Origin of the sequence: Sporosarcina sp. NCCP-2331, assembly GCF_023707945.1 — a bacterium.
Taxonomy (GTDB): domain Bacteria; phylum Bacillota; class Bacilli; order Bacillales_A; family Planococcaceae; genus Sporosarcina; species Sporosarcina cascadiensis.
This window is the reverse complement of sequence record NZ_BRCD01000027.1, coordinates 34,754-47,948: the sequence shown is the minus strand read 5'-3', so window position 1 is coordinate 47,948 and position 13,195 is coordinate 34,754. Positions and strand designations below refer to the sequence as shown.

Genomic DNA, 13,195 nt, shown 5'->3' with positions numbered 1-13,195 from the left:
CCGGTACACTGGGTGGTGTTTCAGGACTTATTATGTAGTAAGCAGTATGAGCATAATATCTGAGATTATTGTAGGTGAGGTGTTTCAGGCAATACTTATTATTCTGCTAAGGCAAAGATTCTTGTGATCAATGCGTTTGCAAAGTCAAAAAACGAAATAACACTAACTGAACTCGCACCCTGCAAAATAGTAGCATGACATACATTCTATAAGGTCAGCGAAGGCGCAACTGCGGGGTAGGCCGTTGTCATGAGACTGCTGGCGTGCTCTTTGCCAGTAGGCTCATGACGTAAGGCAATCCCCCAGCGCCGAAGCGGGTTTAAACTGCAAACTCACACCCCATTCAAACTTCCTGCAAAGTCGTTCAACGAAACCCGCACATATAAAATTAAGACCACACCAACCCGCAGAATGATTTTCGAAGTACATATATGGCAATTTACCAAAAACAGATCTTGGCGCTGACTTTTTATTTATTCAAATCTGTAAGCACTCTAAACAGTAACTCCATCTGCTCATCTGTACCGATTGTGATACGTAAATAATCACGTATACCCGCCTGGTCAAAGTGCCGGACCAGAATGCCGCGCTCTTTTAACTGCTCATACAGCACTTTTGCATCGTGCTTCACAGACTTGGCAAATAAAAAGTTTGCGTCAGACGGCAGCACATCAAATCCAATCTCCTTCAACATTTGTGCGGAGCTCTCTCTTGTGCGAATGATTTTCTTAGTGCTTTCTGAGAAATATGCATGATCTCGAAAAGCAGCTGTCGCGCCGGCCATTGCCAACCGGTCAATAGTATAAGAGTTGAATGAATCTTTAATTCTCGTAAGTCCCGCGATGAGGTCCGGCTGTCCAAGCGCAAACCCTACCCGCAGTCCGGCAAGCGCTCGCGATTTAGATGTTGTCTGGATGACCAGCAGATTAGCATAGCGATCGATCAGCTTCATAGCGGAAGGACCTGCAAAATCAATATATGCTTCGTCGATGATCACTACCTGGTCGGGATTCTCCTTCAAAATCGCTTCTATTACATCTAGTTCTGCATAAAGACTCGTCGGCGCATTGGGATTCGGCAGAATGACGCCGCCTTGTGAACCATAAAACTTTTCTGCCGGTAAAGTGAAATCCTCATTCAAAGGAACTTTTTCAAATGAAATATCAAATATCTTTGAATACACCGGATAAAAACTGTAGCTGATCTCCGGAAAGCGTATCGTTTTGCCCGGTTCAAAAAATGCCATGAATGAAAATGCCAGCACTTCGTCGGAACCGTTGCCGACAAATACTTGTTCAGCACTCAGTCCGTATGTATCGGCAATCGCATGCCGCAGAGGATCGGCTGTCGGTGAAGGGTACCGCTGCAGTGTATTTGCTTCGAGCGCCGACTGAATCGCCGTCAGCACTTTCGGACTCGGCGGATACGGATTTTCATTGGTGTTCAGTTTGATGATATCCGGTTGATTCAATTGTTCACCCGGAATGTAAGGTTCCGTCCGCCTCGCAACTGTGCTCAGAAATCTACTCATCGCGAAGCACTTCCTTTTTCGGTCTTCTTTCACGCAATACTTGCTGCACATCTTTCAGATCGACGTCGAGAATATTCATTAAGACCAGCGTGTGATAAATCAGGTCCGCGATTTCATTGGACACTTCTTCTTTATCGGCATTTTTCGCTCCGATGACAACCTCCGTTGATTCTTCTCCCACCTTTTTAAGGACCTTATCAATTCCTTCATCGAACAGGTAGGTGGTATAAGAGCCTTCCACCGGATGTTTTTTGCGATCTGCGATTTCATCGATTACTTCATATACCACTTCACGCAGTGATTCTTCCTGCTCGACTGCTGTCGCGAAGAAGCATGTTTTCTCTCCTGTGTGGCATGCAGGCCCCTGCGGTGTCACTTGGAGCAGTAATGTATCTTGATCGCAGTCAACAGAAATACGCTGTACCCGCTGGCGATTGCCGGAGGTTGCACCTTTGTTCCAGAGCTCCTGTCTTGAGCGGCTGAAGAACCAAGTTTCATTCGTTTCCAGCGTTTTTTCAATCGATTCTTTATTCATATAAGCGAGCATAAGGACATCACCTGTGCGGTCGTCCTGTACAATTGTCGGTATCAGGCCATTATCGTCAAATGTAAGTGAGTTGATCTCTAGTGTCATATTAGTCATTCCTAACTGCAATATTTTCTCCTGCCAAATACTCTTTCAATTCGCGGATATTGATTTCATTGAAATGAAATACAGAAGCGGCCAGTGCTGCGTCCGCCCTGCCTTTCGTCAAAACTTCTTTAAAATGTTCAGGCTTTCCTGCGCCGCCGCTAGCAATAATTGGAATATTGACCGCTTCCGCCATTGCCCTGTTCAATTCAAGATTATAGCCATCCTTCACGCCGTCTTCATCAATACTGTTGACGACCAGTTCGCCGGCCCCGAGCTTCTCCATTTTCTTAGCCCATTCAATCGCGTCGATATCTGTTTCTTCCATTCCGCCTTTTGCGAACACTGTCCATTTCCCTTCGCCTGTCTGACGGACGTCCATTGACAGCATAACGCGTTCTGCACCATATTTATCCGCCACTTCTTTAATAATATCGGGATTTGTCAGCGCAGCACTGTTAATAGAAATCTTATTGCCGCCGAGCGCAAATACTTTGTCAACATCTTCAAGTGTGCGGATTCCGCCGCCTACAATGAACGGAACCGGCACTTCTTTAGCAATTTCCTCTATTAAATCCAGGAACATTCCGCGATTTTTCGAAGAAGCTGAGATATCGTAAAATACCAGTTCATCCGCACCGTCTGCTACGTACTTTTTAGCGAGTGCCAGTGGATCTGCCACCTCTTGTACGTCCAGAAACTTCTTTCCTTTTACGACTTTGCGGTTGTCTACGTCTAAACACGGAATAATTTTTTTAGTTGCTGACATGACTGTCGTCCTCCAGTAGTTTTTCCAAGGATAGTTTGCCTTCATATAATGCTTTTCCGATAATTGCGCCGTACATATCTTTCGCGGCAAGTTTACTAATGTCTTCTTCAGTGGAGACACCGCCAGAAGCAATGATATCGATGGAAGAGGCTTCATTCATTATTTGCAGTTCTTCAAAGTTAGGTCCCTGCAGCATACCGTCCTTCATGATATCTGTATATACAACCGTTTTCACTCCGATTTTATCCAGTTCCTGCAGTAAGTCCACTGCTTTGACATCGCTCATTTCGGTCCAGCCGTCTGTTGCGACGAGCCCATTGCGCGCATCGATGGAGACTGCAATTTTTTCGCCGTACTTTTTGATTGCCTGTTTAAGAAATTCAGGATCTTGAATTGCCGCCGTGCCAATGATGACACGTGCAACGCCATTTGCAATGTGCGAGTCAACAATATCCATCGTGCGAATCCCGCCGCCGACTTGAACCGGTATTGTGACTGCTTTAGCAATTGCTTCAATTGCTTTTCTATTTAATGAATCACCTGTTTTAGCTCCGTCCAGATCGACGACGTGAATGTATTCAGCACCCTGGCGCTGCCATTCCTGCGCCATGTCGGTCGGCGAATCATTATATATAACTTCCTGGTCATAATCCCCTTGAATCAGGCGCACACATTTGCCGCCTCTAATATCAATTGCCGGAAATAAAATCATCCTCTGGTTCCCCCTAATGAAATGATAATTATAACGTTCCTTTAGTAGAAGGAACACCCTGAATATCCGGGTTGATGGTGCTGGCGACCCGCAGCACGCGGCCGAAGCTTTTGAAAATTGATTCGATAATGTGATGTGTGTTTTTTCCGTAGTCCAAGTTAATATGTAACGTGACTTCAGCATGGCTTGTGAAAGCGATGAAGAACTCTTCCACCAGTTCTGTGTCGAAACCCCCTACTTTATCTTTCATTCCGTGCACATTAAACACAAGGAATGATCTGCCGCTTATATCGATTGATGCTGTGGATAACGCTTCATCCATCGGCGTCGACACTGTCGCAAAACGTTCAATCCCTTCTTTAGTTCCGATGCATTTATTGAATGCTTTCCCTAAGACAATACCCACGTCTTCAACGGAGTGGTGCTGATCCACTTCGATATCCCCATCGCATTTCACCGTTAGATCAAACCGGCCGTGCTTTGCGAAAGCTGTCAGCATGTGGTCGAAGAATCCTACGCCCGTCTGAATCTTCGTTTCCCCTGTGCCATCCAAAGAAAAGTCCATATTTATGTTTGTCTCGCCTGTTTTCCGCGTGATTTGTTGTTTGCGCATTTACCTTCCTGCCTTTCGTACTTTAATGGAGTTGGCATGCCCATTCAGCTGTTCTGCTTCCGCCAGAACAATTACATCATCCGCCACTTCAGCCAGTGCTTCTTCAGAGTAATAGATAACACTCGACTTTTTCATAAAGTCATAGACGCCGAGAGGAGATGAGAATGCTGCTGTTCCGCTTGTCGGCAGCGTATGATTCGGCCCTGCCATATAATCACCCAGTGCTTCAGGAGCGTGTTCGCCAAGGAATATTGCTCCTGCATTTCTGATGGAAGCTAAATGTTCCATTGGATTTTTGATCATGAGCTCCAAATGTTCAGGCGCCAGCCGATTGACGATGTCAAATGCTTCTTTCAGTGTGTCGACCACAATGATGCGCCCGTATTGATCAATGGACTGTGCGGCAATTTCTTTGCGCTCAAGTTTTGCAAGCTGACGGTCCACTTCTGCGGACAAGTCTTCTGCAAATGATTCACTTGTTGTGATACATACAGCAGCCGCCCGTTCATCATGTTCTGCCTGTGACAGCAAATCTGCAGCCGCATAGACGGGATTCGTATTCTCATCCGCGACGACACAAATTTCACTTGGTCCTGCAATCATATCAATCGCCACATCGCCAAATACCCATTTTTTTGCACGGGCGACGTAAGCATTGCCAGGGCCTGTAATTTTAACGACTTTTTCAATTGTTTCTGTTCCGTAAGCAAGTGCAGCAATTGCCTGTGCGCCGCCGACCTTATAGATTCTATCCACCCCTGCTTCCTTTGCTGCAACGAGTACGTGAGGATTAATTTTACCGTCACGCTGCGGAGGTGTTACCATGGAAATCTGTGAAACTCCTGCTATTTTCGCAGGTAATGCGTTCATCAGGACGGTCGAGGGATATGCTGCTTTTCCGCCAGGAACGTAAAGCCCAACGCTGTCAATCGGCGTTACCTTCTGGCCAAGCATGATCCCTTCATTTGGATTGAAGAACCAGGACTGTTCTTTTTGTGCTTCATGATAATTTGAGATTCGCTGCTTTGCTGCACGTAGCGAACGGATAAAATCGTCTGTAACAAGTTGTTCCGCTTCCCGAATCTCTTCATTTGTAACCAGCATTTGAACCAGCTTCACGCCATCGAAACGCTCAGTGAACTCAAGCACAGCCTGATCGCCTTCTGCGCGGACACGTTCAATAATCGACAGAACATTCCGGTCGAATTCTACATCGGGCTGACTTGAATCGCTGCGCTTGAGCAGTTCTTCCCTGAATTCATTTCCTCGAATCGTTTTCATGCGCGCACCTCCAACCCTTCTTTCATATCCTGAATGAACTGCTGAATGTCTGCAGTTTTGGTTGCATAGCTGGCCTTATTTACTATCAAACGGGCACTGACATCTGCTATTTCCTTCAGCACAACCAACCCGTTCTCTTTTAAGGTGGTACCCGTTTCCACAATATCGACGATGACATCCGACATGCCGATCAACGGTGCCAGCTCAATAGAACCGTTCAGTTTGATCATTTCAGTGCGTATACCCTTCTTGTCAAAATACTCTTTTGAAACAAGTGGGTATTTCGTAGCGACAGTCAGAAATGGCTTGTTTTCTATGTGCGTTTCAGGAAATCCCGCTACCGATAATTTACATCTGCCAATTTCAAGATCAAGCAATTCATAGACATCACGCGGGTCTTCCATCATGACGTCCTTGCCGACGATCCCGACATCCGCTGCACCGTTCTCGACATACACCGGGACATCTACCGCTTTGACGAAAATGAGTTTAATCTTCTCTTGATCATCATAGATGACGAGCTTTCTGCTTTCATCCGTAAAATCTGAAAAGCGGACATCTGATTTCTCCAGAAATTTCATCGCCCGCTCGGCCGTACGCCCTTTGGCCATTGCGACAGTTAAATAGTCCATTCAGGTACCCCTTTCCTGCTCACAATCATCTCCAGCAATTCCTTGAAATCTGCAAACTCAGTTGTTCCTTCTTCATCTGTCAGCTCATTAACAAGTTCAGTCAGTTGAATCGTGTACATACTGTCTTTCGAATGAAATGTCTGTTTCATTGGCTTGGAGAGCACTCGATAATCACGTTCACGCAATTCATTTGTAATATCAATCGCATATTTCATTCGGCTTTCTTCATAAAGAACTGTGATATCTATGCTGAAACGCTCTTGAAGTTCTTTGTGCGCCGTTGCTTTTACCAGCGAATCAATCTCACAGGCAAAACCGATCGCCGGTCTTTTGATGCCGAATTCTTCACTTAAAGAATCATAGCGTCCGCCCATCAATACAGGTTTGCCAAATTTCTCTACATACCCTTGGAAGATGATGCCCGAGTAATATCCCATACGATTGATCAATCCAAGATCGATGACGATATGTTTTTTCAGGCCGTATAGATCTGCGATTTCGTATGTCTGTTGCAAATAGTTGATGGCCTGCTTTACAGATTCGCTTACCCGCAGATTTTGAAGCCTTTCAAAAACTGTTTCAGGGGCACCGTACAGGAACGGTAATTGTTCTAATACTTCTTTGACTGATGGGTCGATTTCCAAGTTTTCCAGGAATGGACCGATCTCCACAACATTCTTGGCCTGAATTATTATTTTCAGCTCAGCCGTCTGTTCTGCTGATAATGACAGGTCTGCAATTAATTCATTGAAGAATCCTGCATGGCCGATTTCAATTTTCACATCCGAAAATCCAACATCTCTTAATGCATGACATGCCAGCATAATGGTCTCGGCATCTGCTTCAGGTGAGCTTTCACAGAAATACTCGACACCCGCCTGCGTCTTTCCGATCTCCTCATTTTCCCGGAAGGTCTGTCTGAATACTTCCTGAACATAGTAATAGCGCATCTCTTCGGGCAGGCTGACGTTCATTTGAACAAGTTCCTGTGTCAAAGGAATAGTCACGTCCGGACGCAATACCAATAATTCACCGGTATAATCAATCACTTTGATCATTTCATTCTGATTGATCGATGTACGGACATTCGAATAGAGATCATACCTTTCAAAAGCTGACGTTTTAATTCGCTTATAACCATATGTAGTGAAACGTTTACTCAACGTTCCGATAATTTTTTCATGTCTCTCATGTTCATGAGCCAGGATTTCAGAATACAAGATACTTTCTACCGCCTTCCGTTCCAATAAATACTTCATCGCTTTACTACACTAAAGTTATTTACTACTATAATGGGTTATTTGGGTATTGTCAACTGTATCTGCCCTAATTCATCTGCTACAATATGGATTATAGAAAAGGAGACCTGATCAAATGTTTGATTATCATATGCACAGCGCATTTTCAGCTGATTGTGAAATCCCGATGGAAGAAATGGCCAAAGCATCCGTGGCCAAAGGATTGAAAGAAATTTGCTTCACCGATCACATCGACTATGAATATCCCGATGAAACAATACTGTTTGATTTCGACAAGATTGCTTATGCTGAAAAAATCCAGCAGCTCAACAATCAGTTTGAAGGACAGCTGACGATTAAAAAAGGCGTAGAAATCGGCCTGCAGCCCCATCTGCTAGATCGCTACGAACAACTCATGGACGAGCACAGTTTCGACTTTGTTATCTGTTCACTTCACACTGTCGAAAATAAATCGCTTCATTATAAGGAACTATTTGCCGACCGTTCTGTGGAAGATGCTTTTGAAACATACTATAAGGAGCTGCTCTACTGTGTCCAGAATTATAAACGGTACAGCGTGCTCGGCCATGCGGATCTGATCAAACGCTATACCGGACGGCCGCCGGCTCATTTATTCCATGATTACCTGGAAAAGATATTTAAGACCATTATTCCTGAAGGTAAAGGAATCGAACTTAATACCTCGGGCACACGTTACGGTCTGGCGCACAATATGCCTAGCGAAGATATCTTGCGCCTTTACAAACAATGCGGAGGTGAAATTCTTACGCTTGGATCAGACGCACACCGCCCTTCAGATATCGCCCATGAATTCAAGGAATCCATTGAACTGTTCCAATCAATCGGTTTCCGTTATATTGCTACATTCAGTAATGGCAAACCCCAATTCCATGCTATTTCTTCTTTATAAGAAAAAAGTGACGAAATCAATTGATTTCGTCACTTTTTTTCAGTATGTGTCAGTTTAATTTTATTTTCTGAAGATCCACGTCTTCAATAAAGCCAGCCGCTCCCGAATCAATACTTTTGTTTTTACAACATCTGGAGTCTTTGCCGCCACCACATCTGATTGCCAGCCCATTTGCTTTGCCAAAAATCGAGCTCTGGCCAAATGAAAATCACTGCTGATTATCGTCACACCGGCCAATTCGGGAAGCAGTTCTTTAGAAAATTGCAGGTTTTCATATGTAGAAGTTGACCGGTCTTCCATGATGAGCCGCTCTTTAGCTATTCCTTGATTGAGCAAATAACGATACATCGCTTGGGCTTCACTGATCGCTTCGTCTTTCCCCTGGCCGCCGGACAGTACTAATTTCACATGCGGGAAACGTGTTGCATAATCAGCTGCCGACTCCAGCCGGTACCGAAGCGATAAAGAAGGCGTTTCTCCGTTTACTTTCGCCCCTAACACAATGGCATATTCATGGGAACCGTCTGCTGTGTGATGTTGCGCAGATTCCATCTTTTCTTTTGGAATGAACCAAAACATCAATGCCAAAATCACTATGACAATGCCTGCAGCTGTCAGTTTTTTCATTCACTCGCCTCTCTTCTTGTTCAGTAAGACGGAATAGAATGGCGTTTAGTTCCAAAAAACCAGCGAAGCTTTATCGCCGCCGCTCATTGACTAATACTTTTTTAAAAATTGTTTTGAGTCTGCGCCATTATCTGTTCTTGACAACGTGTCACGTACGAATTGCGAAATTCCTACTGCAGTTGGGCAATGTGTGGATTTATAATGTGCATGTTTCGTTGCTCGACTTTGCTGGAATTTTGAATGAGATGTGTGTTTGTAGTTTAAACCCGCTGCGGCGCTGGGGGATTGCCTTACGCTGGTGTTGCAGGAAATATGTCATGTTGCTTTTTGGCAGGGTGTATATTTAGTTAGCTGTTGTTCTCGTTGCTCGATCTGACGGGAAGTTTGAAACCGGAATGCGTTTGTAGTTTGAACCCGCTTCGGCACTGGGGAATTGCCTTACGCTAGTGTGAGAATGAATGACATACTTCTTTTTCGCAGAGTGTGGATTAGTTGACTTGGTCCCGTTACTCGATTTGCAAACGCATCGATCACAAGAATCTTAGCCCATGCAGAATGATAGTAGTGCATGTAATACCACACCTATCATAATAATCTCAGATATAATGCTCATACTGCCTGCCCACATAAAAAGTTCTGAAACACCAGCCAGTGTACCGAAGTGGAAGGCGGCGACTCTGAGAGGATCAGCCCGACAGGTGAGACAACTTGCGGGAGCGCAGCGACCAAGTTGGCTCACCGCGGGCCCTCCAGAATGCGTCCGCCTGGAACGCAGGGAAACGGACTCCTTCCACCTCCTCTATACCCTATACTGCACCTGCACCACCCCAGCCAAATCCCAAACTTCTCATAAAATAAACTGTCAAGCACACGTTTTGGCGAAGACCATTGTTTTAAAACAAAAAAACAGACACATTGATTACATAATGTGTCTGTTTCTTATCGATTATCTAATTCCGTGAGCGACCATTGCATCCGCCACTCTCAAGAAGCCTGCAACATTCGCGCCCATGACCAGATTTCCCGGTTTGCCATAGTCATCAGCCGCATTTTTACAATCGGTGTAAATATTTTTCATAACAACTTTCAAATGCTCATCCACTTGCTCTGCTGACCAGGAAAGCCGCTGGCTGTTTTGCGACATTTCCATCGCAGATACCGCTACGCCGCCTGCATTGGCTGCTTTAGCCGGAGCAAATAGAATATTATGATCTTGGAAGATCTCGATTGCTTCAATCGTACAAGGCATGTTCGCACCTTCTCCAACTGCTTTTACGCCATTTGCAATCAGCATATGCGCTGCAATCTCATCGATTTCATTCTGCGTGGCACATGGCAGCGCGATATCGCAGGCAACAGACCAGATCGCACTGCAATCTGCATGGTATTCAGCTTCCGGACGTTCTTTTGTGTATTCCCAGATTCGTTTATTGCCGTATTCCTTCAGCTCTTTCACAAGTTCTAAATCGATGCCGTCTTTATCGTAAATATAGCCGTCTGAGTCACTGCACGCGACAACCTTGGCTCCAAGCTGCATCGCTTTTTCCATTGCATAAGTAGACACGTTTCCTGAACCTGAAACGATCATTGTCTGGCCTTCCAATGAAAGATCGTTCTCTTTCAGCATTTCATCTACAAAATAGACAGTTCCGTAACCCGTCGCTTCTTTACGTCCCAAGCTGCCGCCGTGATCAGGATTTTTCCCTGTCAGAATGCCTGCCTCGTAACCGCCTTTAATTCGGTTATATTGGCCGAATAGATAGCCGATTTCACGTTTGCCGACTCCGATATCACCTGCCGGAACATCAATGTCCGGTCCGATATGGCGGCTGAGCTCTGTCATGAAGCTCTGTGTGAAGCGCATGATCTCGCGGTCTGACTTTCCTTTCGGATCAAAGTCAGAACCCCCTTTACCCGCACCAATCGGCTGGCCTGTCAATGCATTTTTGAAGATTTGCTCGAAAGCCAAAAACTTCATGATACTGTTATTTACAGAAGGGTGGAAACGAAGGCCGCCTTTATAAGGACCTAAATCACTGTTGAACTGAACACGGAACCCTCGGTTAACATGAACTTTCCCCTGATCATCTTCCCAAGCCACTCGGAATGAAATGATACGTTCCGGTTCTGTAATGCGCTCAAGAATTCCATTCGACATAAACTCGGGATGCTTTGCAAAGACAGGTCGTAAGGAATCAAAGATTTCTCTGGTAGCTTGCAAGAATTCTTTTTCGTCCGGATTCCGTTTCTTTACCAGCTCATATACTTCGTGTACGTAATCATTTGCCCGTTTGCGGTTGTTGAATTGAACTTCATCAATCTTTGTCATATGCGACCATCCCTTTCCTTGTTGGTAGTTAAAAGCTGACGACCGACCAGTCGCTCACTTTACTCAGTAGAAGTTATCCTGCACGCTTGAATCTACACAAAATACTTCTCATAGAGGATGAATTCTACTGAATAAATTGAATTTTAATTGTTCGAAATATTTCTGTGTATTCCAATATTATCACTGAAACCATAGTAAGTTACAAGATTTTTTTATTTTTTATTCCGTTTGCTCCAATTTTTGTGTCAGTTTTATGTATTAATTAGAAATTTCCCATTTACAATAAACAGAATATATAGTATTATTAATCTATTCAAACAATCTGCGCGGAGCTAGCAGAACAGTGGCTTTTGCCTGAGCGGGAGAAACAATACGAAAAGAAAGAGGCGAAGCAATATGACAAAGAAAAACAACCCAATCCGCTCAATTATAGGAGCTAATCTGCTGCTCATCATGACTTTTGCTTTCTTACCCGCCTTACTCGTAAATCCAGACATGGAATTTTTCCAAAACGCTGTAAAAGCACTGACTAATGAATAAAATGACGCTAAAGAGCCTTCCCTCTGAGGAAGGCTCTATTTTTATCGTTTCCGGATAGTAAACCGGTCCTCCAGCAACAGCCAGTTTTGTGGAAACGATAAGCCGAGTTTCCAGTACATAATACCGCGAAGCTTAAAATCCTTAAGCAGCGTAAACTTCGCATTAATGCTTCTTGCATCTTCAAACCACACTTCATGCTCGATGCTTTGCTCATCATAATACGTATAATGAGGTGCTTGAGATAAAGCGTCGTATTCGATCGACACATTTTGATCGATTGCAAGATTCGTCGCAGCTTTGGGACTGAGCGCGGTGGCTGGCTTACTTTCCACCTGGCCGAATGGTGCCGTCCAATCGTAGCCGTATAAATTTTGACCAAGAAAGATTTTGTCTCTTGGAACTTGACTGACAGCATATTCCACCACCTTTGTGACTGGACCAATTGGACTGACGGCCTGCGGGGCACTGTATGTATATCCCCACTCATATGTCATCAAGACTACAAAGTCGCAAATTTCCCCATGTGCCTTATAATCATGCGCTCCGTAGATTCCTGTCATCACCTCGCCCGCTTTCGGGGCAAGCGCAGACGATAGTGTCAGTCCCGCCTTATGGATTTGATCACGTGCATTACGCAGCATTTGATTATATAATGCACGGTCTTCGGGAAATAATAACTCAAAGTCAAAATGAACGTCTCCATATCCCGAAGCTTTCGCCGTATCGATGGCATTTTTAATCATGTTATTTTGTGCGGTTTGATCTGTAAATAACACGTGTCCGAGCTCTGCACTGAAGCCATAGTTCTCTAAGTTTGTCAGTACAAGCATATTAACCGCTCCAGCGTCTTTTGCAATGGACAGAATATCTGCTGTTTCAGGTGCCTTCAAAGAACCGTCCCGCTGAACTTCATAGCTGAACATCGCTAAATATGTAAGCTGTTCAACTCGCTCCCTCACTTCCGCAAGCATATCCTGACTTACCGGGTTACGTGGCTCCACATACAGCAACGCATCAATCGGCGTCTTTTTCTCTTGAGGAATGTATAAACGCTGTCCTATTCTTAATATACCCGCAGGATTAATGGCATTAATCTTGGCAAGCTCTTCAAAAGAAATTCCATAAGTTTGTGCGATTTTGTAAAGACTGTCGCCCGGCTGCACCCAATAATAAGTGCCGATAATTGGTATCACTAATGCTTGTCCAATTGCCAGACGCGTCTCACTCACGAGTTCATTGACTTGAGCGATCAGTTGGTACGGTACACCATACATTTTGCCAATCATATATAAACTTTCTCCCGGCTGCACAACATGAATTTGCATATCCAAACACACCTTTCTTCTAGTCTCTACCAAAGA

Annotated in this window: 13 protein-coding genes; 2 read left to right on the top strand and 11 right to left on the bottom strand. The window is 44.6% G+C overall.

Annotation, left to right across the window (positions count from 1 at the left end; translation table 11 throughout):
• Positions 1–469: 469 nt before the first annotated feature.
• Genes hisC through hisZ form a run of 8 tightly spaced genes read right to left on the bottom strand, consistent with a single transcriptional unit; the run spans position 470 to position 7,389 of the window.
• Positions 470–1,531, bottom strand: coding sequence for a histidinol-phosphate transaminase (hisC, locus tag NCCP2331_RS14695; RefSeq protein WP_251671647.1), 1,062 nt, complete (start codon positions 1,529–1,531; stop codon positions 470–472).
• Entirely contained in the window at positions 1,524–2,174 is a 651-nt protein-coding gene (gene hisIE, locus NCCP2331_RS14690) for a bifunctional phosphoribosyl-AMP cyclohydrolase/phosphoribosyl-ATP diphosphatase HisIE (protein ID WP_251671650.1), read from the bottom strand. The genes hisC and hisIE overlap by 8 nt, the downstream gene beginning before the upstream one ends.
• Positions 2,167–2,931 carry an imidazole glycerol phosphate synthase subunit HisF gene (hisF, locus tag NCCP2331_RS14685; RefSeq protein ID WP_153721867.1) on the bottom strand — a complete coding sequence of 255 codons (765 nt, stop codon included), beginning with the start codon at positions 2,929–2,931 and terminating at the stop codon, positions 2,167–2,169. The genes hisIE and hisF overlap by 8 nt, the downstream gene beginning before the upstream one ends.
• Positions 2,918–3,643, bottom strand: coding sequence for a 1-(5-phosphoribosyl)-5-[(5-phosphoribosylamino)methylideneamino]imidazole-4-carboxamide isomerase (gene hisA / locus NCCP2331_RS14680; protein WP_251671646.1), 726 nt, complete (start codon positions 3,641–3,643; stop codon positions 2,918–2,920). Before hisA ends, hisF begins: the two co-directional genes overlap by 14 nt.
• 28 nt (positions 3,644–3,671) lie before the next feature.
• Positions 3,672–4,256 carry an imidazoleglycerol-phosphate dehydratase HisB gene (hisB, locus tag NCCP2331_RS14675; protein WP_251671632.1) on the bottom strand — a complete coding sequence of 195 codons (585 nt, stop codon included), beginning with the start codon at positions 4,254–4,256 and terminating at the stop codon, positions 3,672–3,674.
• Positions 4,257–5,537 (bottom strand): histidinol dehydrogenase, encoded by a 1,281-nt coding sequence (gene hisD / locus NCCP2331_RS14670; protein ID WP_251671630.1) that lies wholly within the window; start codon positions 5,535–5,537, stop codon positions 4,257–4,259.
• Positions 5,534–6,169, bottom strand: coding sequence for an ATP phosphoribosyltransferase (hisG, locus tag NCCP2331_RS14665; RefSeq protein ID WP_251671628.1), 636 nt, complete (start codon positions 6,167–6,169; stop codon positions 5,534–5,536). The genes hisD and hisG overlap by 4 nt, the downstream gene beginning before the upstream one ends.
• Complete coding sequence (hisZ, locus tag NCCP2331_RS14660; protein ID WP_251671626.1) at positions 6,157–7,389, bottom strand: ATP phosphoribosyltransferase regulatory subunit; 1,233 nt, start codon at positions 7,387–7,389, stop codon at positions 6,157–6,159. Before hisZ ends, hisG begins: the two co-directional genes overlap by 13 nt.
• A gap of 154 nt (positions 7,390–7,543) precedes the next feature.
• On the opposite strand from hisZ, the gene NCCP2331_RS14655 reads away from it, so the two are divergent.
• On the top strand, positions 7,544–8,338 hold the full coding sequence (locus NCCP2331_RS14655) for a histidinol-phosphatase HisJ family protein (RefSeq protein ID WP_251671624.1): 795 nt from the start codon (positions 7,544–7,546) through the stop codon (positions 8,336–8,338).
• A gap of 60 nt (positions 8,339–8,398) precedes the next feature.
• On the opposite strand, the gene NCCP2331_RS14650 is transcribed toward NCCP2331_RS14655, so the two are convergent.
• Positions 8,399–8,965 (bottom strand): YdcF family protein, encoded by a 567-nt coding sequence (locus NCCP2331_RS14650; protein ID WP_251671622.1) that lies wholly within the window; start codon positions 8,963–8,965, stop codon positions 8,399–8,401.
• Between the two features lie 946 nt (positions 8,966–9,911).
• A complete protein-coding gene (gdhA, locus tag NCCP2331_RS14645; RefSeq protein WP_153721859.1) occupies positions 9,912–11,294 on the bottom strand; it encodes an NADP-specific glutamate dehydrogenase in 1,383 nt (460 codons plus the stop codon).
• Between the two features lie 396 nt (positions 11,295–11,690).
• On the opposite strand from gdhA, the gene NCCP2331_RS14640 reads away from it, so the two are divergent.
• Complete coding sequence (locus tag NCCP2331_RS14640) at positions 11,691–11,834, top strand: hypothetical protein (RefSeq protein WP_194841104.1); 144 nt, start codon at positions 11,691–11,693, stop codon at positions 11,832–11,834.
• A 41-nt stretch (positions 11,835–11,875) separates the two neighbouring features.
• Here NCCP2331_RS14640 and NCCP2331_RS14635 read toward each other — a convergent pair whose 3' ends face one another.
• On the bottom strand, positions 11,876–13,159 hold the full coding sequence (locus NCCP2331_RS14635; RefSeq protein WP_251671619.1) for a glycoside hydrolase family 18 protein: 1,284 nt from the start codon (positions 13,157–13,159) through the stop codon (positions 11,876–11,878).
• Positions 13,160–13,195: the final 36 nt, after the last annotated feature.